The organism is Olsenella sp. An293 (genome assembly GCF_002159495.1).
Lineage (GTDB): Bacteria > Actinomycetota > Coriobacteriia > Coriobacteriales > Atopobiaceae > Thermophilibacter.
Map to the genome: position 1 here is coordinate 106,995 of NZ_NFIT01000003.1, position 20,635 is coordinate 127,629.

The 20,635-nt window shown below is 64.3% G+C and carries 19 protein-coding genes; 6 read left to right on the forward strand and 13 right to left on the reverse strand.

Annotation, left to right across the window (positions count from 1 at the left end):
* The first annotated feature begins 53 nt into the window (after positions 1–53).
* Both B5F85_RS02655 and B5F85_RS02660 read left to right on the forward strand, forming a co-directional pair.
* On the forward strand, positions 54–590 hold the full coding sequence (locus tag B5F85_RS02655; RefSeq protein WP_158094544.1) for a PTS glucose transporter subunit IIA: 537 nt from the start codon (positions 54–56) through the stop codon (positions 588–590).
* The gene (locus B5F85_RS02660; RefSeq protein ID WP_087314300.1) at positions 587–1,228 is read left to right on the forward strand and encodes a YigZ family protein; all 642 of its coding nucleotides are present in this window, start codon (positions 587–589) and stop codon (positions 1,226–1,228) included. Before B5F85_RS02655 ends, B5F85_RS02660 begins: the two co-directional genes overlap by 4 nt.
* A 252-nt stretch (positions 1,229–1,480) precedes the next feature.
* Here B5F85_RS02660 and B5F85_RS02665 read toward each other — a convergent pair whose 3' ends face one another.
* Together B5F85_RS02665 and B5F85_RS02670 are read right to left on the reverse strand one after the other, a co-directional pair.
* Positions 1,481–2,932, reverse strand: a complete 1,452-nt coding sequence (locus tag B5F85_RS02665) for a C1 family peptidase (RefSeq protein ID WP_087314147.1) — start codon at positions 2,930–2,932, stop codon at positions 1,481–1,483.
* A gap of 10 nt (positions 2,933–2,942) precedes the next feature.
* On the reverse strand, positions 2,943–4,301 hold the full coding sequence (locus tag B5F85_RS02670) for a C1 family peptidase (protein ID WP_087314149.1): 1,359 nt from the start codon (positions 4,299–4,301) through the stop codon (positions 2,943–2,945).
* 440 nt (positions 4,302–4,741) lie between these two features.
* Here B5F85_RS02670 and B5F85_RS02675 point away from each other — a divergent pair, with 440 nt between their 5' ends.
* Both B5F85_RS02675 and B5F85_RS02680 read left to right on the forward strand, forming a co-directional pair.
* The gene (locus B5F85_RS02675) at positions 4,742–6,136 is read left to right on the forward strand and encodes an HD domain-containing protein (protein WP_087314151.1); all 1,395 of its coding nucleotides are present in this window, start codon (positions 4,742–4,744) and stop codon (positions 6,134–6,136) included.
* Between the two features lie 294 nt (positions 6,137–6,430).
* A complete protein-coding gene (locus B5F85_RS02680) occupies positions 6,431–6,736 on the forward strand; it encodes a hypothetical protein (protein WP_087314153.1) in 306 nt (101 codons plus the stop codon).
* A 167-nt stretch (positions 6,737–6,903) separates the two neighbouring features.
* Here B5F85_RS02680 and B5F85_RS02685 read toward each other — a convergent pair whose 3' ends face one another.
* The 11 genes from B5F85_RS02685 to B5F85_RS02735 form a co-directional block, all read right to left on the reverse strand.
* Complete coding sequence (locus B5F85_RS02685; RefSeq protein WP_087314156.1) at positions 6,904–8,436, reverse strand: hypothetical protein; 1,533 nt, start codon at positions 8,434–8,436, stop codon at positions 6,904–6,906.
* A gap of 1 nt (position 8,437) precedes the next feature.
* Entirely contained in the window at positions 8,438–9,073 is a 636-nt protein-coding gene (locus tag B5F85_RS02690; protein WP_087314158.1) for a hypothetical protein, read from the reverse strand.
* A gap of 84 nt (positions 9,074–9,157) precedes the next feature.
* Positions 9,158–10,537: a hypothetical protein gene (locus B5F85_RS02695; RefSeq protein WP_087314160.1), complete on the reverse strand. Its 1,380-nt coding sequence runs from the start codon at positions 10,535–10,537 to the stop codon at positions 9,158–9,160.
* Positions 10,537–12,087 (reverse strand): collagen-like protein, encoded by a 1,551-nt coding sequence (locus B5F85_RS02700; RefSeq protein ID WP_087314162.1) that lies wholly within the window; start codon positions 12,085–12,087, stop codon positions 10,537–10,539. The genes B5F85_RS02695 and B5F85_RS02700 overlap by 1 nt, the downstream gene beginning before the upstream one ends.
* The gene (locus tag B5F85_RS02705) at positions 12,087–13,367 is read right to left on the reverse strand and encodes a phage tail spike protein (protein WP_087314164.1); all 1,281 of its coding nucleotides are present in this window, start codon (positions 13,365–13,367) and stop codon (positions 12,087–12,089) included. The genes B5F85_RS02700 and B5F85_RS02705 overlap by 1 nt, the downstream gene beginning before the upstream one ends.
* Positions 13,367–14,107, reverse strand: coding sequence for a phage tail domain-containing protein (locus B5F85_RS02710; protein WP_239386614.1), 741 nt, complete (start codon positions 14,105–14,107; stop codon positions 13,367–13,369). Before B5F85_RS02710 ends, B5F85_RS02705 begins: the two co-directional genes overlap by 1 nt.
* Before the next feature lie 178 nt (positions 14,108–14,285).
* Positions 14,286–14,678 carry a hypothetical protein gene (locus tag B5F85_RS02715; protein ID WP_087314166.1) on the reverse strand — a complete coding sequence of 131 codons (393 nt, stop codon included), beginning with the start codon at positions 14,676–14,678 and terminating at the stop codon, positions 14,286–14,288.
* Positions 14,675–15,001, reverse strand: coding sequence for a putative minor capsid protein (locus B5F85_RS02720; protein ID WP_087314168.1), 327 nt, complete (start codon positions 14,999–15,001; stop codon positions 14,675–14,677). Before B5F85_RS02720 ends, B5F85_RS02715 begins: the two co-directional genes overlap by 4 nt.
* The gene (locus B5F85_RS02725; protein WP_087314170.1) at positions 15,001–15,357 is read right to left on the reverse strand and encodes a hypothetical protein; all 357 of its coding nucleotides are present in this window, start codon (positions 15,355–15,357) and stop codon (positions 15,001–15,003) included. The genes B5F85_RS02720 and B5F85_RS02725 overlap by 1 nt, the downstream gene beginning before the upstream one ends.
* A gap of 9 nt (positions 15,358–15,366) precedes the next feature.
* The gene (locus tag B5F85_RS02730; RefSeq protein WP_087314172.1) at positions 15,367–16,383 is read right to left on the reverse strand and encodes a hypothetical protein; all 1,017 of its coding nucleotides are present in this window, start codon (positions 16,381–16,383) and stop codon (positions 15,367–15,369) included.
* A gap of 3 nt (positions 16,384–16,386) precedes the next feature.
* Positions 16,387–16,896, reverse strand: coding sequence for a hypothetical protein (locus B5F85_RS02735; protein WP_087314174.1), 510 nt, complete (start codon positions 16,894–16,896; stop codon positions 16,387–16,389).
* Between the two features lie 249 nt (positions 16,897–17,145).
* On the opposite strand from B5F85_RS02735, the gene B5F85_RS02740 reads away from it, so the two are divergent.
* Both B5F85_RS02740 and B5F85_RS02745 read left to right on the forward strand, forming a co-directional pair.
* Positions 17,146–18,237, forward strand: a complete 1,092-nt coding sequence (locus B5F85_RS02740) for an ATP-binding protein (protein ID WP_158094545.1) — start codon at positions 17,146–17,148, stop codon at positions 18,235–18,237.
* Positions 18,238–18,239: 2 nt separating this feature from the next.
* Entirely contained in the window at positions 18,240–20,570 is a 2,331-nt protein-coding gene (locus tag B5F85_RS02745) for a S8 family peptidase (RefSeq protein WP_087314179.1), read from the forward strand.
* The last annotated feature ends 65 nt before the right edge of the window (positions 20,571–20,635 follow it).

Below are 20,635 nucleotides of genomic sequence, written 5' to 3' on the forward strand. Positions count from 1 at the left end.
CGAATCGCACACATCGCCGCCCCCGACGGCACGCAGCAGGAAAGGTTACGCACGTGGGTCTTCTCGACAAGCTGAGTCGGACGCTGCCCGGCGCCAGGAGGGCGCCCGAGGCGGTCCCGGCGCCCCAGGACCCCGAGGCCATCCTCGCTCCCGTCACGGGGCAGGTGGTCGCCCTCGACGCGGTGCCCGACCCCGCCTTCTCCCAGGGGATGCTGGGGTGCGGTCTGGGCATCCGCGCCCAGGAGGACGTGGCGTTCTCCCCGGTGTCGGGGACGGTGGTGGCCGACGTCAAGACCAAGCATGCCCTGCTCATCCAGTCCGAGAACGGCGCGGAGGTCCTCCTTCACGTGGGCCTGGACTCGGTGCGCCTGCGCGGCGCGGGGTTCCGGGCGTTTGTCCGCAAGGGCGACCGCGTCCGAGCCGGTCAGCCCGTCATGAGCTTCGACCGCGCACTGATGAGCGAGCGCGGGCTCGACGACACGGTGGTCGTGACCGTGACCAACGCCGACGCCTTCGCCTCGGTGCGGGTCGTGTGCGACAGCGACGTCGAGGTGAGCGCCGGAAGCGAGCTCATCAGGTGCGAGCGGTGACGGGGGAGTCCTATCGCACGCCGCGCGTCGGCGTCGAGGCCGTGGGCGAGTTCGAGGACCGTCGCAGCCGCTTCATCGCGCAGCTTGCCCACGTGGAGAGCGAGAAGGACGCGGAGGCCTTCATCGAGCAGGTGCGCTCGCGCCATCACGACGCGCGCCACAACGTCCCCGCCTGGATCCTCGCGGACGGCCGCGAGCGCTGCTCCGACGACGGCGAGCCCAGCCGGACCTCGGGGATGCCCACGCTCGAGGTCCTGCGCGGCGCGGGCCTGGCCAACGTCTGCTGCGTGGTCACGCGCTACTTCGGCGGGACGCTGCTGGGCCCCGGCGGCCTCGTGCGCGCCTACACCGCCGCCACCCAGGCAGCCGTCGAGGCGGCCGAGACAGACGACAAGATCGTCGAGATGACGCTGGTGACGCCGGTCACCGTGCAGCTGCCCTACGCCCTCTACGACCGCGTGACCCGCCTCGCGACGAATGCCGGCGGAAAGGTGGCCGACTCGCTCTTTGCCGAGGACGTGCAGCTCTCCCTGGTCTTTCGCACCGGGGAGGAGGCACCCTTCGTCGCCGCCGCCCGCGAGCTCGCCAACGGTGACGACATCGCCCGCGCGCACGAGCCCCGCTTCGCGGAGTTCTAGTCTCAACTTCCTCCGACCCGACTCGCCCCGTCGGGCAACGTCCGGCGCTCAGACAGTCCTCGCCGCAGAAGGCGCGGCTGCGGAACTCGCGGCGGACGTTGCCCGCCGGGGCTTGGGCGCTGCGGCTAGAGTCGGCCGAGACAAGGGTCGCCCCCGGGCTTGTCCCGCGCGCAGTTCCGCAGCCGCGCCTTCTGCGGCGAGGACTGTCTGAGCACGGGGCAAGCCCGGGGGCGACCCATGGGGTGCGTATGTCTACAGCCGCGGCGCGAGCGCGAGGCCTACGGTGGTCCAGGGGTCGACCTCCTCGACGGGGGCGTTGTCCCAGAGGTCGAGCAGGTCCGCGGGCACGAACTCGCGGCGCACGACGACCTCGCCGCCGTAGGTGCGGAACCACTCGGCGCTCGCCACGAGGTAGCCGCCCTTGCAGGCGTCCTCGCCCCAGCTGTTCTCGATGCGCCAGGCCACCGGACGGCAGTCGGCGCCCAGCTCGACGCCCTGGAAGGTCATCGCGTGGGTGTTGCGCGTCTCGTGCGCGTCGATCATCTCGGCGCGGTCCATGGAGAGGTCGACGCCAAAGAGTCCCTCGTAGTCCATCGTGTCGCACGCGAGCACGCCGGGGAAGTCCTCGATCTTGCGCGGGAACTGCTGGCCCACGTCGCACGCCATCTCGCAAGGCACGCCGGCGCGAAGCGACGCCACGGCGGCGTCCTCGAGCGCCTCGACGGGCACGTTGAGCATCTTGAGAGGCGTGCCGCCGGCCATGGTGTCGGAGAAGCGGCGGTGGAAGACGTGGCCGAAGGGGCGGGTCTCGCCGGGCATGCTGACGAGCTGCACGTAGTCGCTCGGGTCGAGGGGCACGTAGCGCTCGGCGAACTCGCGCGGCGTGATGCCGCGGTCCACGAGGAGCCGCCGCGGCGCGTCCTTCTCGCATGCCGGGCGGTCGTCACCGGACTGCTCCACGAGCTGGGAGGCCTTGATGCGGCAGTTCTTGCCCACGGGGACCTCGAGGTCAAAGGTCAGCGGCGGCTCGCCGAGGCACACGGAGAGGACGCGGTGGCAGTCGGCGACCATGCCCTCCTTGGCCTCGCGCAGGTCTGCAACGTCGGCGCCCTCGGCCGCGAGGCGGCGCAGCTCCATCGCGCTCTTGTGGAAGAGGCGCTCGAGCTGGGCGTTCATCTGGTCGGCGTCCTTGGTGCAAGCGCTCTCGGGCATGACGTCCTTGGGCACGAGGCCCCACTTGCGGATGATGTTCATAGCGGCGGGGTAGTAGTTGCCGTCGCCCATGCAGTGGCCAAGAAGCCCCGAGACCTCGCGGGAGTCGAGCGGCAGCGCGGCGGTCTCGATGACGTACTCGAGACCCACGTTGAACTTCTCGAGCTTGTCGTAGAAGAAGCCGAAGGCCTGGGAGAACTCGAAGTCGTCGACGTCGAGCAGGTCCATCGTGGCGGCGCGCGCCACGTTGAAGGCGGCGAACATCCAGCAGCGGCCGGAGTGGCGCTGGTTGGTGACCTTGCCGGTGCGCGCGCGGCTCACGGCAAAGGTGTCGTGATAGGTGCGCATGGTCGTGACGTCGCGCGCGGCGGCGTGGACGTTCATCGAGGTGACGGCGTTTCTCGCCACGCGGTTGGCTCGGTCGGCGGAGAAGGTCGAGGTGAGCTCGTTAGCGCGCTCGGGCGCGATCGCGCCGGGGGTGTAGTCGCTCATGTGTGCCCCCCTAGCGCGCGCGGGCGAGCGAGCCCATGGGGTCCCACGGTGCGAGCACGGTGGGCTCCTCGGTCTCGTAGGTCGCGCGCTCCTCGTCGCTCAGGTACTTCTTGTCAACGACGACCTGGTAGACGTACTCGTTGAACCAAGGGTCGGACAGGGTGTCAAAGCCGTTGCGACCGTGGTCGGCGCCCCAGCTGTTCTCGACCTTCCAGAGCGTGGGGTGGCCCTCGGCGTCGAGGTTGACGCCCTCGAGGACCATGGCGTGGGTCATGAGCGACTCGCCGTAGTCGAGGCGCTCCGCGCGGTCCATGCAGCCCTCGACCTCAAAGCCGAAGAGGGCGTCGACGTCCAGGGCGGCCGTGTCCATGATGCCCTCCTCGCGCAGGTAGCTCTGGCCCACGTCGCAGCCAAACCACACGGGGAGGTTGTCGCGCAGCTGAGCGACCGCGCACTCCTTGAGGCGCTCGATCGGGAGGTTGAGGTAGCGCACGCCGCCGTCCTCGATGACGTTGCCGAGGCGGCTCACGGTGTAGGTGTGGCCGAAGGGCTTGTCGACGGTGGGGGCGGAGATGAGGCTCACGTAGTCGTCGACGTTCATGTCCACGACGGAGGCGAAGAACTCCTGAGGCGTGTAGGTGCCGGAGAGCGCGAGCTTGTCGTTCTTGTCGCGCAGACGGACCTCGAAGGACGCGGGCGGCTCGCCGAGGCAGGTCGCGAGGAGGTGATAGACGTCACCCATCATCTCCTTCTTCATCTCCTCGAGATCCTCGCGGCAGACGCCCGCCTCGTGGCTCTGGCGCAGGCGCTTGGCGGCGCCGCGCAGGTAACGGGTGAGGCAGGAGTCCATCTCGCGGGTGTTGCGCGAGCAGGCGGTCTCGGGCATGGCCTCCTTGGGCACCACGCCGTACTTCTTGACGAGGCTGCGAAACATGTCCCACTGGCCGCCGTCGCCCACGGGCGCCATGAGCAGGTAGGACACGAGACGGCCGTCGAGCGGCTCGTCCAGGGTGTCGAGGATGTTCTCGAAGAACCAGTTGCTCTTCTCGAGCTTGTCCCAGAACAGGGGATAGGTCTGGGAGAGCTCGAAGGTCTTGAGGTCGTAGCGGTGGATGACGCGGTAGCGCATGGTGTTGAGGCTCGCGAACATCCAGCAGCGGCCGGAGCGCTGCTGGTCGCAGCGATCTCCCTGCTTGACCTCGACGTCGAAGGTGAGCGCGTTGGCGGCCACCCCCTCGGGCACGCGCGCTGCGGCGGTGATGCCGTTGGAGCTCACCGCGTTCTTCGCGACGATGTTGACGCGCTCGGAGCGGAACTGGTCGTGCGCCGACGCCAGGTCGTCGACGGTTACCGAAGTCATCTCGTCCATAGTCTTGCCTCCCGTTTGTTGGATGATTTGACCGCTCACGAGGATAGCACTCGCGTTCTTGCAGCGGCAGGCCCCCGTGGGTTCCCGTGCCCCCGTGCAAAACGTGCCATCAATGCATATTCGGGCAGGTCGCGAAACAAAAGCCGCCTTCGATACATGGGATTATCGCGCCGTTCCGAAAACGTCTCTGCGTTTTCCCAGTTGAGCTGTGTCTGCATGAGCCGGTTTTCCCAAGAGATTTCCCTCTGGGGCGGATTTTGCATGGATTGAGATGAGGTTTTGCTTGGCGGAGCGCCCAGATATGGATTGAGGGACGGTTTTGCAGAGACGTGGGCGCGAGCGCTTGCGGAGCGGCTCCCGTCCCAGGCGGGCGGGACGCGCCCGGGGTCGGGGCCCATGCTAGAATCGGGCAAGACGAGCCCAGGGCCAAGGGAGGCGGCATGAGTCGCGACATCGAGATGCGCCTCGCGCGCGAGCTGCCCGCCTACGCGCTTCGCGTGGTCGGCGCGCTCGAGGCCGCCGGGCACGAGGCCTGGGTCGTGGGAGGCTGGGTGCGCGACGCCCTGCTCGGCCGGCCCGGTCACGACGTCGACGTCACGACCTCGGCGCCCTGGCAGCAGACGGCCCGCGTGCTGCGCGCCGCGGGCATCGAGGTGCACGAGACGGGGACGGCGCACGGAACCGTGACCGCCGTCGTCGACGGCAGTCCCGTCGAGACCACCACCTATCGCGTCGAGGGGGCCTACACCGACCGCCGGCATCCCGACGAGGTTCGCTTTGTCACGGACGTGCGCGAGGACCTCGCCCGCCGGGACTTCACCGTCAACGCGATGGCCTTTCACCCGAAGCGAGGCCTGCTCGACCCCTTTGACGGAGAGAAAGATCTTGCGGCGCGGGTCATCCGCGCGGTTGGGGAGCCGCGTCGGCGCTTCGAGGAGGACGCCCTGCGCGTGCTGCGCGCCGTGCGCTTCGCATGTCGGCTTGACGCCAGGATCGATTCGGCCACGCAGGATGCCCTCGTCTCGTGCGCGCCCGAGCTCGCCCAGATCGCGCACGAGCGCATCGGCCAGGAGCTGGACGGCATTCTCGCGACAGGCCGGGCCGCCTGGGCGCTGCGCCACGAGTTCGCCGTGATGGCCGCCGCCGTCCCCGAGCTCGCGCCGATGGCGGGCTTTGACCAGAAGAGCCCCTATCACGCCCACGACGTGCTCGAGCACACGGCGCGCGTCTGCGCGGGCGTGGAGGAGTTCACGGGCGGCGGCGCCTCGCAGGCGCTGCGCTGGGCGGCGCTCCTGCATGACGTCGCCAAGCCGGAGTGCTGGAGCGAGGACGTGTCCGGCCGCGGACACTTCTTCGGCCATCCCGAGGCGGGGGCCCGGACGGCCCGGCGCGTCATGGCGCGTCTGGCGATTCCCGGCGACGTATCGCGCGCTGCCGCGGCGCTGGTGCTGCTGCACGACTTCGAGATCCGCGCGACGGCCCCCTCCATGCGTCGCATGCTCTCCGAGCTGGAGCGGGCCTGCCCGGGCCAGGCGCGCAGGCTCTCCTTCGACCTGCTCGACCTCAAGCGCTCCGACGCGGTTGCCAAGGCGCCGCAGTGCACGGGCTATGCCGTGGAGCTCGACCAGATGACCCGCGCGCTGCGCGCCGAGCTCGCCGCCGGGGCGGTCTGGCGCGTGGGCGACCTCGCCGTGGGCGGCGCGGACGTGATTCGCGAGCGCGGCATCGAGCCGGGCCCGGGCGTGGGCATGGTGCTCGCGCAGCTGCTCGCCACGGTCATGGATGGCCAGCTGCCCAACGACCGCGAGGCTCAGCTCGAGTGGCTCCGGTGGTAGGGGATGGGCTTGGGCGGCAAGCACAAGAAAAGGACCGGGGCGTGTGACCCCGGTCCTTGAACGTTTGGTAGCCCGTACCAGATTCGAACTGGTGATCTCCGCCTTGAGAGGGTTATCCCACAGCAGCGACTGAGGACAACTGACATACACAAAAGAGCGTCTGAGCAGGTCTTTTGCAGCAACGGACAGCGACTGACAGAACCTGACGAAAACAGAGTTCCGGTCGCTGTTGTGTCCCGGTTGTGTCCCGTCCGCAACCAGGCCGACGCAATGGTCAGATCGAAGGAGGCCACCATGAACTACAGCGCAGCAGACATTGAAGCCATGTGCGAGCTCGAGGACTACTCCCACTTCCGCGCTGAGCTCGTTGAGATCTCACCGCAAAGCTTTACGCTCGAAGAGCTCAAGGAGATTCTCGGAGACATGATTCGAAGCAAGGTCGCCCTGGAAGACAGCATGCGAGAGCACTTCGCAATGCTCGGAGAGCTCGAGCAGACCCAGCTGCTCGACATGCTGGGAGCCAGCGGCTGCAAGGACCGCGACTGGTGGTACCGGATGCTCATGGATGGTCCGGTGCACAGGGAGTTCCCGACAATCTGAAGCGAATAAGAAAAGACAGCATGCCCCGCGAATATGAAATCGCGGGGCTTCTTAATGAATGTGGGAGACAATGGCCCCCATGAACAGCGGTCAAATCGAAGAAAAATGGAGATCTCAGTTCGCGTCGAAAACGTATACCTCATACCACAGAGGGGATAGCGACGGCATTAGCTTGGCATATAGCCTATCTTGTCCACGCCCACGATTCCTCGCCTGTCGTAGCTGATGCTGATGGTATGGGGGGAGGCGTGCTTAACAGAGGCTGTCCGGGTTCTTCCAAGACGGACATCTGCGCTAGCCAAGTTGGCACTTTTCACCGAGGCCTTCTTGATTCCCAATCTGTCCTTTGTCCCCTCGGGTAGCTCGTAGCTCTGCCGAACCAGCCCAAAGAAGGTGAACCCAGACTCGTTGGCAAGACTCAGCACGAGAGACTTCGCCGGGGAGAACGCGAGACCGCCCGCAGCAGACCCGACAAGAGAGCCAATGAGCATGGGGATGGCAGCGCCACCCGAGACAACGGATGCCACCCCAGCGCCGACCAAAGAGATAGCCGAGACGAATGCTCCCTGTGTGAATCCGTCCATAAGCTCCTTTTGGGTCTTCTGTCCGTTCGCGACGAGAAAAGCGTCTTTGCATGTTTCAACGGTGAGCACAACAAGTGTCCCAATGACCGCTGGCCCCATGGATCTGCTCGCCGCCCTCATGATTCCCTGCCCGAACATGCCCTTCGCAGCGGCAGCGGTGATTGCTGCAGATGCTGAACCGTTGATAAAACCCGTTGTCCCCCCGTCCAAGGTGGCGGCACCAATGGTGCGAATGTCCTCCTCTGAAAGCTCTCCCTCAGTGATGAGCTTGTCTATAGCGCGGTAGATTTCCGGAGCAACTTTTAAGGCGGCAGAAACAGCAGCAGCCGTTGCGCCCGCCTTGAGAGATTGCCTCAGCAGGTGCTGGGTCTCGACGAGCTGAGCCGGGGTCATGCCGTCATCCGCAGAATCGAGGTGACGGCCACTGCTCACCTCAATGGCCTTCTTCCTCGCCTCGTCTACTGTCAGCGCCCTCCCCTCGACGCCGTCTTCGCCTCTCACGCGATCTACAAGTCCGTCGGCAACCTTCTTCCACCTCTGCACCTCAGCGTCCTTGCCGAGTGCCTTGCTCTTTGCGAGAAGCTTGAAGGCCTCCTGCCGGCAATCTTCAAGCTTGTCAGGTGCAACGAGACCAAACTGCCCTTCGTAGAGAAGGTCGGAGGGGCTCGCACCGGGCCTTCCCTTAAGCGCCGCCCACTCGTCGAAGCCCATCATCGCTGAATCGGCGGATGCCTTGTACCGGTCAAAGAGAGTGGTGCCAAGCGCCCTAACGGTCTGATAGGGGCTCTCGTAAATCTTAAGCTGGTACGCCGTACCAGGTCCCGCAACATCGACCGAGCCGAGGTCGTGCGAGTGAAGAACCTCGAATCTCACATCGCTTCCCTTGACGGCGGCGTCGATGTTCGCCGTCCCAGCGGCATACTCCTCAGCGAGGAATCCCTTGAGGGACTCCTGGGCCGGCTTTGTTGCCTGATAGTAGTCGTATGCGTTCATCCGACGGTAAAGCTCGTCTATTGCCGCCTGGACGCCGCGAATGTAGTTGACGCCAACCTCCGCGCCAAGATGGCCGCCGCCCTGTCTGAGAACGAAATCGTAGCCGCGTTCGAAGTCATCCATCTCACGCCTCCGCGAAACCACGCATCTTCTCGGTGTAGAAAAGCTTGACAGCGAACTGGTACTTCTGATCCTCGATCTCAGCACCTTTTGTGGCAAAGATGGTGAGGTCGTCAACTCCATGTTTGATAAAGCCGCCGATTCCCTCGAAGAAGCCCCCGATGACCTCAAGTGGGTTGTTGGGACCGTCCTTCGAGTCAGTGTCCGCCACGTGGAAGTCGGCGAGAAGGTCGGGGAAGTCTTGGCCGTATGACCGAGCGAAAGCAAGAAAATCCCAATACTGCTCGCGAGTCCCAGGACCTGAATCGACGGCGATGGAAGCCTGCTTTCCACTGACGAGGATATGGACGCCGCCACCCTCGATCCTGTCAGTCGACTGGGCATTGAGGGCCTCAATGTAGTCACGAGCAAAGCCAGGGTCCCCGACGAACACGACCTTCTGGTCGGACGTGAGCGGGTTGTCGTTGAAGAGCCGCTCGTTGTAAATGACGGTGCGAATCGACCCGTCAACTGGGCCGACAACGTGATCACGATCCTTATCGTCGGCGGTACCCACGAGGTTGTGAAGCAGCTTCGAGTATTTGCCGCGCCCATCGGCTTCCACGATGACAATGGTCTCGGGCTCTGGGATACCGAACATCGCGCCCCCTAAGAAGCGAAGGATCAATACAAAGATTATAGATTCTGCACGGATGTCCTGCCACGTACGCCGGAGGGGTGCCTTTTAGGAGCCCTTCGCAGTGAGGTACCCCGCACCACCCGCGCCGTCGATCCTCATGTACTGGTAGCCCGCGCGCGAGCTCGCGTAGGTCGTGCCCGCCCCGCCCACGAGCGAGGCGCACTGGTAGAACGTCTGGAAGCCGGAGATCCCGGAGGACGGCAGCGCCCAGTCGGCGTCCGCCCAGATCGTCACGAGCGAGCCGCACCCGCCGAAGGTGTAGGCGAGGTCCTCGAGCGAGGACGGGTCGAGCCCGGAGAGGTCGATCTCCGTGAGCCCCTCGCAGCTGTTGAAGGTGTGCTGCATCTCGCGCACGCCCCTCAGGTTCCCCATGCCCTCGACCTCGGTGATGGCCTGGTGGCCGTAGAACCAGTAGTTCGTGTTCACGTGGTCGTAGGAGGCCATGTCCGCCGCTACGGTCACCCACTCCACGTCGTGCCGGTGGTCGTACCAGGGCTGGTAGCCCACCGAGTTGTACCGCGCGTTCGCGCACAGGCGCCCCGACGACACGAGCTCGCGCCCCGCCTCCGGCTCGGTCGCGGAGGTAAGCACCAGCTCGCCGTCCGCGTAGAGGAAGCATCGGAACCACTCCCGGTTGTCGGCGTCGGGGTAGGTCAGCACTCCGGACTCGCCGAAGTTGAGCGCGTCGTGGTCGTCCGTCTGCTCGGGGACGTACCCCTCCCCGCCGACGAGCCTCCTGCAGCCGCTGAACATCAGGGAGCCGGAGGTCACGCTCCCCATGAAAACCTCCGCCCAGATCGTCTCGAGCGAGGCGCAGCTCACGAACATCTGGTTCATGCTCGTCACGCCGGAGAGCTCCTCGAAGCCCTCCACCTCCACGAGGTTCTCGAAGCCGTGGAAGAGGTAGGCGGCGCTCTCGAGGCCTCCCTCGGAGAAGTCGTCGTCGAACACCGCCCGCGTGACGGAGAGCTTGTCTTCGTCCCAGGGGCGGGCGCCGGCGGACGAGTAGCCCTCCGGGTCGACCTCCCACGCCTTGAGGATGACGGCTCCCGGCACGTCGGAGGAGCGCCCGTCGCGGTAGTTGAACTCGAGCGTCCCGTCCGCGAGCAGGAGGGCGCGCATCTTCACGCCCACGTCCCAGGCCAGCGCAAGGATCGCCGGGGCCATCTCGGAGGGCAGGTAGGTCTCGGAGAGCCCGTTCTGCGCGCGGATCGCGTCGGCGATGCCGTCGAAGACGGAGTCTGAGATCACGCCCGTGCCGGACGTCGCCGGCGCCTGGTAGGGCGTCCCCGTTTTGGATCCGTCGAGGGCCAGCACGGCAGCGGCCATCTCGGAGGGCAGGTAGGTCCCCGTCCCGCCGTTCTGGACTCGGATCGCGTTGGCGATGTCGGTGAGCACGCCCTTGTCTATCGTCCCCACGGCCATCAGAACTCCACCCCGCTCAGGTCGTCGAGCGCCGCGATCTGCTGCGCCACGTACTCCTTGGTCGCGTAGGCGGAGAGGTCGGGCGTCGCGCCCGGCGCCCCGTCCTCGCCGTCCTGCCCGGGTGCGCCTTGCGGCCCCTGCTCTCCCGCCTCGCCCTTGAGGCCGGAGAAGGCGAACGCAAACGTGCGCGCCCCCGGCGTGCCGCCGAGCGTCACGGTCACGGACGGCGTGCCCGTGGACGAGTCCACCGTGGCGGTCGCGCCCGTGATCTCGGCGTCGGCCCCGTCCTGGCCGTCAGCGCCGGGCGCGCCGTCTTGGCCATCGGCCCCATCCTCGCCGTCGGCACCTGGTGACCCCGGGACTCCCTGCGGGCCACGCAGAGCCTCGAGCTGCTCGGACGAGAAGTCCGAGTAGGTGAACGGGTCACCCTTCTCGCCCCGCTCGCCTTTGAGGTCGACAGAGCTCGTGCCGCTCGCACTCGTCACCGTAAGCACCGTGCCATTCCACGAGTGCGTGACGCTCACTCCGTCAGCGCCATCGGCTCCCGGTGCACCATCCAGCCCGTCCGCACCATCCTCACCCGGATCGCCCTTCGGCCCCTTGAGCGCCGCCAGTTGCTCGGCGGTGAAGTCGGCATACGTAAAGGCATCGCCCTTCTCGCCACGCTCGCCGTCATCGCCCTTGTCTCCCTTCGCGCCGTGGAGAAGCGTTGCCGTAGTAGTGCCGCTGGCGTCGGTCACCACAACCACCGCCCCTTCGGCAGTCTGCGTCACGGAGGCCGTCGGGCTCACACCGTCCGCCCCATCCTTACCATCGGCGCCGGGAGCACCATCGGCTCCGTCCTTGCCGTCAACACCAGGCGCCCCGTCCTTACCGTCAACGCCCGCAGGCCCCGGCTCGCCGTCGGCCCCGTCGAAGTCCCCGCGCTCGGCAGCAGCCAGCAGCTCCTCTTTTGCCTCTATCGCAGCCGCGGCGGCAGCGTTCGCCGCGGCAACGGCGCCCGAAGCTCCAGCAGCCTCCTCAACCGCCTGCTCCGCTGTGGCAACCGCGCCCTGGGCCGTCGTAACCGCCTCCTGCGCCTTGGAAACTGCCTCGGCAATAAGCGTATCGGCATTCTCGTATTTCTTTATAGCGTCGAGAAAGAGCGAGAATCCGTCCTCAGACTCGGCGCCGCCCACGAGCACCTTCTCCACGCGCACCTCGAACGCACACGTCGAGATTGAGCTCCCTCCGGGAAGCGACACCATCACCTGGCAGTCGACCGAACCCTCGGCGCATGCCATAGCAGCCGGATAGAACACGGAGAATGCACCAGTCTCCGTATCAACCTCATCGAACGGCTCGCACCCTCGCTCGCGCGTCGCGCGGTGACGCCACAGCAGATACACGCTCGCACCCGAAAGGTCGACCGCCTCACCGTCCCGCCTCACCAAAAGAGCGATGCCACGCCCCTCCGCATCGGCGGGAGAGGCAACCAAGGCGCCCGCAAACACGTCATCGCAGGACTCCCAGACCAGCTCATGCAGGCCGAAACCATCAAGACCAGCCATCAGAACTCCACCCCCGAGAGGTCATCGAGCGCGGCTATCTGCTGCGCAACGTACTCCTTTGTTGCCAGCGCGGGCACCTCGCCACCGGCAGCCACGCCTGCCGCCTGTTCGATGGCAGCCACGCTCGCGCCCACGGCGGCAACGGTATCGCCCGCAGCACCCGCCACGTCCTCAACCGCCGCCACCCGAGCCTCGACAGAGCTGCGCTCCGCAAACGCCGTGCGCGGGACAGCACCGATCGAGTAGCGCGCCTCCACCGCATCCCCGAAGAGCCGCACGCGACGCACCACCCGCGCCCGAAGGCGCCATGCAGGATCGCGCGACGAGTCCACCACCGCGACCTCGTCTCCGAGTCCAACAAAGACAGCACCCGAAAGCGCCACGGCGTCCACCTCGTAGCTCACCAGCGGAGCGCACGTCTCCGCAAGAGCCTCCTGCGTGCGGGCGAGAAGAACCTCGGGGTCCTCAACATCCGCGAACGTCACCTCTCCAAAGCGGTGCACGCGGCCGCCCGAGCCGTCTGGCAGGCCCCACAGCAGCCTCGCTTCATCGTCGCCGACCCAGTCGACACCACCGTTCACCTCACCGAACGTGAGCTTGCGCCGATACCCGCCCGTGAAGGCGCCCGTCTCGTCCACCACGGGCAACCCGGCCCCATAGCCGTAGAGCGCCGTGAAGACCTCGTCCTCAGCAACCGTGCGCGTGCATCCCGCCATGTTCCGCCCGTACTCGAGCCGCGCGCCGCGCCACGAGCCCAAAGCAGCCACCGCTCGCACGGTGCGCGATGACACGCAGCCGCCCGAAACCGCGATCGCGGGCTCAATCTCGCACCCCCACACCTCGCACACGCGCCTGAGAGCCGCGAGCCGGTTCACGTGGTAGATGTAGCAGCCGTGATCGCCAAACCAACCAAGCGTGGATGCCTGCCAACGCGTCCCCTCGAGCACGACGCCCAACGCACCGTAGAGCCCCGAGCCTGACACCCGCTCCTCCTCGACATAGCTACCGAGAAGGTCGCACAGGCTCGACTCCGCGTATACCTCGCACGCGGCACCCAGCGCCTCGTCCGTGCGCACCACCACGTGCTCGCGCCATCGCCCGTCCTGGGGGTCTCGCCACAGGATGCGATCGTATTTCTCAGGCGTCTCCAGGCAGGGGAACGAGAGTACGTCCTCTCCTCCCAGCTCCTCGCGATGCTCCACCGCGCCAGCCGGGTGCAGAATCCCGATACGCTCATCAGCGCGGTCGAACCAGAAGAGCGTCGGAGCCGTGCCGCCCATCAGAGCCATCTTTCTGTGAAGTTTGCTGTGAAGTCCGCGCAGCCCGTGAAGGACAGCTCGTGCGGACCCGGTTCCAGCCAGAAGAAGTCGCTGTCGAGCGTCACGTCGGAATCTGCAGCCTCGCCGTCAACCCATGCGCGCCCGGCACCGCAGTCGATGATGACCTCCTCGCCGCCCAGGAACGCTCGCTCCACCTCGACATGAGCACCCGTGTCATCGTCCTCGACGGTCACTCCATCACCAGCCGCCGCTTCCATCACGAACGTCGGCAACGTCCTATACGAGCCGCCAACGACAAACGACAGTCCTGCGCCGCCGCCAGCGGGCACGACCTCCTGCCCCTGCCCCCATGCAACGGGATCGAACGCCGTGAACGCCAGCTCGCAGGAACCGTCCTCGAAGAGGGCGTCCCAGGCATCCGCGCCTGTGCACACGGCGTTGCGATAGACGAGCCCCGGTTCGCCGGGGAGCTCCAAGTCGCATCCGGCATCCGAGGCGAGCCACGCCGCCGCTTCGTGGCGCAACGCAGAGAGCCCCTCCGCGTCCTCGTCTTCGGCAAGGTCGAGGAAGAGCCGCACGCGCAGAGTCTTGGGCGGGATACGTGCAGAGAGCAGGACCGCACCGGCACGGCCTGGCACCTCAGCGGCGTCCACGGAGAGGCCGTGTGCCGCGGGCAGTACCACCTCGGCGGTCGAGAAGGACGAGAAGTCGTGCCCATCGAACTTGATGGAGCGCGCCATCAGAGCCGTCCTCTCGCGCGACCATAGGACACCGCTCGGCGCTGCTCTCGCTCCGAGAGCTCCTCGTCTCGGAAGCGGTCACCGGAACGGCGCAGGCGAACGTCGGCGTGAGAACCGCGCTCGTCGTGCCAAGTGCCCTGACTGCCACCCGCCCCGCTCTTCGTGCCCTTCCTATCGGTCATATCTCCCTCGCAACCGTCAGCCTCACCGTGAATGCCCACACGAAGCGCCCGCTCGAGTCGCGCTCCCTGAAAGCCGGCGCGTCCGTATCGATGCCCAGGATGCGCACCCCGGAACCCGCCACGTTCCACTCGGCGCGACCGGACAAGCGCACAGCCGCTTCGCACAGAATCGCGACATCGCATGCGGCAGCATCCGTTTCGCGGACGGCAAACACCTCCACCGAAGAGACTCCGCGTTCCTCGCCGTCTTGGCGGCTCTCACGCGAGAAGCCCGCCCAGCGAACCACGACGGGCTGTTCGCTCAACAGTGCGCTTGGCGCGATACAGAACACGTCACTGACTCCCGCCGCGCGCAGCATCCCCGCCACGGCATCCACGACCGCCCTCATCGCAGCTCCACTTCCCAGTGGTGCACGCGTCCGTTGAACCCCTCGAAGCGCGAAACCTTAGCAGCCACGTACGACCTCCCATGCACCTCGACGCGCGAGCCCGCGGGAATCTCGAAAGCACCTGCGCTCATGACGGCATCCACGAAGAGCGTGCCCGCCCCGGCGTCCGCGCTGCGGTGCGCATTGGCGACCACCGACTGTGCCCGCTCGAACCTCACGTGCGAGATGGCGCGCGGCTCGCCAAAGCCGCCATCGACCGCCGGCTCGCGCACTAGGCACGAGTCCGACAGCAGCCTCGCGGGTATCGGACGCAGCCACGCCATCAGCGCACCCCGCAGAACAGGAGCCCCGTCCCAGCAAGTTCTTTCTCGCAGGCGTAGGTCGCCTGCTCCTCACCGGTGGTTCCCCGGTTGTCGTAGTGCGTCACCGAGAAGGACCCGAGCTGGAATCCGCCCACCTGTCCCTCGCCAAACTCCGCGAACGCCTCGGCTGCCGCGCACACCGCACGCCGGTACGCAAGCTCGTCCGCCTCGCACGCGGGAACGCGACCGCCGCAGATCCATCGCACGTGACGCTCGGCGGCGGGAAGTGCGCCCGTGAACGCCTCCACGCCCATCCCGCCGCCGTACGTGTCGCGATAGAAGCCAAAGTCAACCGACGTCGCGCCTGCACAGCCCACAACGAGCCCCTACTCCAGCGGGGCCACGGACGCGTACACGCCGTCGAGCTTGTTGTCGAGCAGCTCCACGATGCCGTACTTGCGATACTTCATCATGTAGGAGTCAAGCGTCTCCAGCTCGTCGGGACTGAACACGCGGCTCGCCACGTGCTTGTCGAACTTGATCACGGCGCTCTTCTCCACCACGAGGAAGTTGATCGGCGCGCCCGCGCCCACGAGCTCGTAATACGTGGAGAGGCCGCTCTTCTGCGGACTCGCGACCTTGGAGTAGGTTCCGGAGCTCTCGGTGTAGTAGGTCTTGCCGCTCACGATATCGGTGTCGGAGGTGAGCTCGTAGGCGCCCTCGGCAGGCGCATAGCCAAACTGGTCCTCGTCACCGGAGAGCAGGTCTATGTGCGAGTAGAAGCGCACCTGCGGCACCTCAACGATGCGGGAGAACCGCTCGAGCACGCGGTTCGAGCGCGTCGGGTTCGCAAGGCTGAAGTCATCCAGCACGCCCTTGAGCGTCGGCGTGATGAAGAGGTAACGAGAGCCCGTGGTCACCTGCGCCTCGTCCATGGCGTTCGTCACGGCGCGCAGGGCGGCGAGCACGTCCTCCGCCTCGGCGTCGGAATAGTCGGTCGTGGCGGTGGAAACGCCCTCGTACCCTGCGATCTCGGCAAAGGTGAAGGCGTCGGCCTCCGGCGCCACCTGCGTGCGCTGGAGCTCGGAGCCGGCCTCGACGAAGCAGTCGAGCACGCCGGCCTCCTCCACGTCCATGACGTCGGCCAGAAGGCGGATGCCCCGGTCGTAGTTGAAGGTCTTCGTCTCAAACTCGTAGGTGATGCTGCCGGTCTTGTAGCCCACGTTGCGCGTGTAGTCGCCGAGGCCCGAGACCTGGATCTTCGGCACCATGATCTCCTTGGCGTTGCGGCCGGCGCGCACCATGCGGCGCGGGCTGTTCAGGCACGCGGAGACCGCCGCGCGCTGGTAGACCTCGTCGAGGATGGTCGTGTAGTTCTTGGTGGATGCGATACTGTTGGCCATCTGCTACTCCTCGTCCACGATGCCCGCGATCTCGCGCCACCGCTTCATCGTCTTGCCCTCGTCGGATGCGGCCCCCGCGTTGGGGAGACCGGTCTTGCCGCCCTGCCTGGAGGCAACCCCCTCGAACAGCCACGGCTCGGCCTCCTTCAGCTTGGAGACGTCCCCGCCGTGCTCGTCGAGAAGGACGCGGGCTGCCCTCACGTTGCGCGCGCCAGCCATCGTGAGCTCGAACTCGACGCGCTGCTCCTCGCCCTGGCGCCGCAGCTCGTCCATCTCCGCACGCAGGGCCTCTGCCGCCTCGGCGGACTTGGCCGCCTCCGCGATCGCTCCCTCTAGCTCTGCAATCTTTGCGTCACGCTCGGCGAGAAGAGCCTCGTAGTCCGTACCCGCTCCCGCTGCGCCGGCGCCGCCGGACGTCAGCGGCTCCTGCGCCGCCTGCTGCGGTTCGCCCCGCGCCGCCTGACTGTTCGTCTCCTGGAGCTCCCGCGTCTTGCCATCGACCTCACCGTCCATAGATGGGCCCGCCTTTCTCGTCGGGCAGGCCAAGAAAAAGCCTGCACCCGGTATTCCACGGATACAGGCTATCGGCGTGTCACAAGCACGCTCTCCGAAGAGCTCGATGACTGCGGGCGTAATAACTCTGTGAGCAGAAGAATTTCCTCTTGTATACAGAAGACCAATGTTCGAGTACAATCTTACCTAGATGTTTACAACATGCTTTGTTTGTATACAGAATGCTTGGCAATGAATATGGAGAGGGCCATGCAAGCTGAAGTGCTACGTATTATAGAGGGCGGACTCACTGGAGACAGAACCAAAGTGCTCAACTACGCCAGAACGTTGGCGGACAACTTGGAGCAGTCTGGGGACCCTCGCTTCGCGAAGCGAATACGCACGACTTTGGCGGGCAAGCGTTTCAATGTTGCGACGCTTGACGGGCTCTCTTCAAAGCCCGTAGACCAAGAAAGCCGCATGGAAATCGTCGATGTTGAGATTGTCTTGCCGGAAGACGTTGATCTCATCCTCAGCGACTTTCTCCGCAATGAGATTGACGGCGTCGTAGCAATGCGCGGCAAGCGAGACATCCTGGCACGTCACGGAATGGACGCGCAGAACTATTTGCTGCTGTATGGCCCACCTGGATGTGGAAAGACCAGCATAGCTCGCTATATAGCGGCGCAGACCGGTCTCCCGCTCGTAACAGCCCGTCTTGACAGCCTTGTATCCTCTCTGCTTGGGAGTACCGCAAAGAACATTCGTAAGGTATTCGATTACGCGGCAAAGCAAGAATGCGTGCTGTTTCTCGATGAGTTTGACGTGGTCGCAAAGCGCCGAGATGACGAAAACGAGCTTGGGGAGCTTAAGCGGGTGGTGAACAGCCTTCTTCAGAATATCGACTCGTTCGGTGAGGGGAGCATCCTCATTGCCGCGACGAACCATCAGGATCTGCTGGACCCCGCCGTCTGGCGTAGGTTCAACAAGGTCATAGAGGTTCCCATGCCCGCGAATGGCGAGCTTGAAGCATATGCTCAGCGTTTCATTCAGCCCTGCATGTCTACGAGAATTAAACCGAAGCTCTATAGCGCGCTTGGGGGCCTTAGCTTTTCGGATCTCAGCACGGCAACCAAGAACGCATTCTATAGCGCCACGCTCGAAGGTTTAGACGGCATGTTTACGGCATACCATCTCGCACGTGAAACGTATCTTCTCAAGCATCACAGGCTTGATGACCAGGAGGGTTTTATCCGCTATCTCATCGATGCGGGATGCACCTTGAGAGAAATCCATGAGAGGACATCAATATCGATGCGTCGCATCCAAACGGTTTCTCGAGCAGCAAGAAGTGAGGAGTAGCAATGCCTGATGACTTTCTGCCCATAACGGTGTTTCGTCAGCGCTCTATCGATGAGGAGCGAGTTGAGGGTCGCGGACAGAAGGAAAAGCCAAAGTGGGTCCTTACAGGAGATGACCTTGTTAATAAATCGCACGCCCTCGTGAGCGATTTCGTTGAAAGTTATGCCGACGCTCAGCACAATCCCGACTTGCCCTACGTCTACGAAGTGACTCTAGACAAGCGCGATACCGCCAAGTCGAAACGCAGAGCGATAACAGACATGTTCGAGGTGGACGGGGCCGACGGAGCGTCCCGCGTCATGGGGATGCGCGGAAGCAAGAGCCTCATTGTCCGCGCCTGGGGCAACGAGCAGTTGCAGACGATACAAACGCGCCTTGAAGATTACGAGCGCTACGACATGGCGCTGTCATGCATCGACTCAATCGAGAGGTTCCACCCCACAATCGAAATGGAAATCGATAAAGACGTGTATAAGGTCCGCCTACTAGACTTCGAGGAGGAAAGCTCCCCGTATGCCGAAATCTTCGAAGAACAACTCGGGAAGCTCGGCATCCCGCACAAGAAGCTGGAGTATGCAAAGGGTTTGACGGTGTATCGCATCCATGCGAGCACCGATCAGGTCAAGGCGGTGGTAGACGGAGCGGCAGGCGAGACACTGTTTTTCATTCGCCCGATGCCAAGATGTGTTGCCACGCTTGACGGCGCGTCTGGACTCGCTATTCCCGGAATACAGTCACCCAATCCGGGAGTGGACTATCCGCTCATCGGCATACTTGACAGCGGGATCGAGGAGATTCCTCATCTTTCCCCATGGCTTCTGGGTAAGCGAGTGTCTCCTTATATCGACACCGATTTGGATAAAGCCCATGGGACGTTCGTTGCAGGAATTGCGGCATACGGTGACGGGCTTGAGCAGAAGGACTGGGTTGGCGGACTGCCCGCTCGCCTTGTTGACGCTGCGGTAATGCCCGGTGACGGAGACGTCGATGAGTTGGAGATGGTCGACTCCATCCGCACCATCATCGGTGCAATGCATGAGAGGGTGAAGGTCTGGAACCTTTCGCTCAGCTTCAACAAAGAGGTTAGTGAGCACGAGTATTCCGAGTTCGGAATGGCTCTAGATGACATTCAGGACGAGTACGGCGTGCTCATCTGCAAATCTGCGGGAAACTGCGAGCTCTCATACGACGGTGCTAAAGGGAAACTGCTGGTAGGTGCCGATTCCATCCGAGCCTTAACCGTTGGGTCTGCCGCTCATGAAAAAGACATCCATGACGCAGCCGAGATAGGCCAGGCCTCGCCGTTTTCTCGCAAGGGGCCAGGCCCCGAATACATCATCAAGCCTGAGGTCTGCCACTACGGTGGCAATGCGGGATGGACCCCTTCAGGCATCACGCGCTCGGAAGTTCACTCGTTTGGCGTTGATGGTGGCCCTGCAGGAAATGTGGGTACAAGCTTCTCTACTCCACGCGTCGCCGCCCTCGCAGCGAACCTTCAACAGGCCATAGGCGGAGATTTTGACCCGTTGCTTGTAAAAGCCCTTATCACACATTCCGCTTCCTTCCCTGGGGATACATTAATTCCCGCAGACGAGCGGGTGCAGGAGATGGGCTTCGGTATACCGGGCAACATCAGATCGATTCTGTCGGATGACATCTATTCTTCAACGCTCATTCTTAGGGGCAAACTTCCAAGAGGGCAGGTCATTGATATCAAGGACTTCCCGATGCCGCCTTCGCTCATACGCGATGGATACTACACAGGGCAGGTTATTCTCACTGCCGCGCTATCTCCAATCAGAGCAATCGGCCAAGGTGGTGAGTATTGCCAGTCAGATGTTGAGATTGCGTTCGGAACGTACGATTTCAAGGAGGAGCGAGACACCACACAAAACGGCATTCTCAACCCTATAGGGCGAAAGGACTCTCTCAACCTGCTGAACCGGACGTTTTATAGCAAGCCACGACTCAGGGAGGGCGGTACGGATTTTGCTCTTCGCGAACGAATGCTCATTCAATACAAGGGCAAGTATTCACCGGTAAAGAAGTATGCAATAGATCTCGCTGATCTTACGAAAAGCAACAGGGAGAAAGTGGCCGCAGGACGTCTCTGGTTCCTGCACTTGAAGGGAACCTATCGCCACCAAACGGAACGCAACGCAGACAGGAATGGTTTACCGCTCAGCCAAGACTACTGCGTCATCATTACACTCCGCGATTCCACCAAACAATCCGAACTGTATAACGAAGTGCCTCAGCAGCTTGAACAGTACAACTTCTGGCATCAGAACATTCGTCTAACAAACCAAGTTAGAGCCATGGTTGGTCTATAAGGCAATCTGCTAACGAGCCAGGTAAAGTGATAGGAACGCAAGCCAACCGTCTCCAGGAGCCGCCC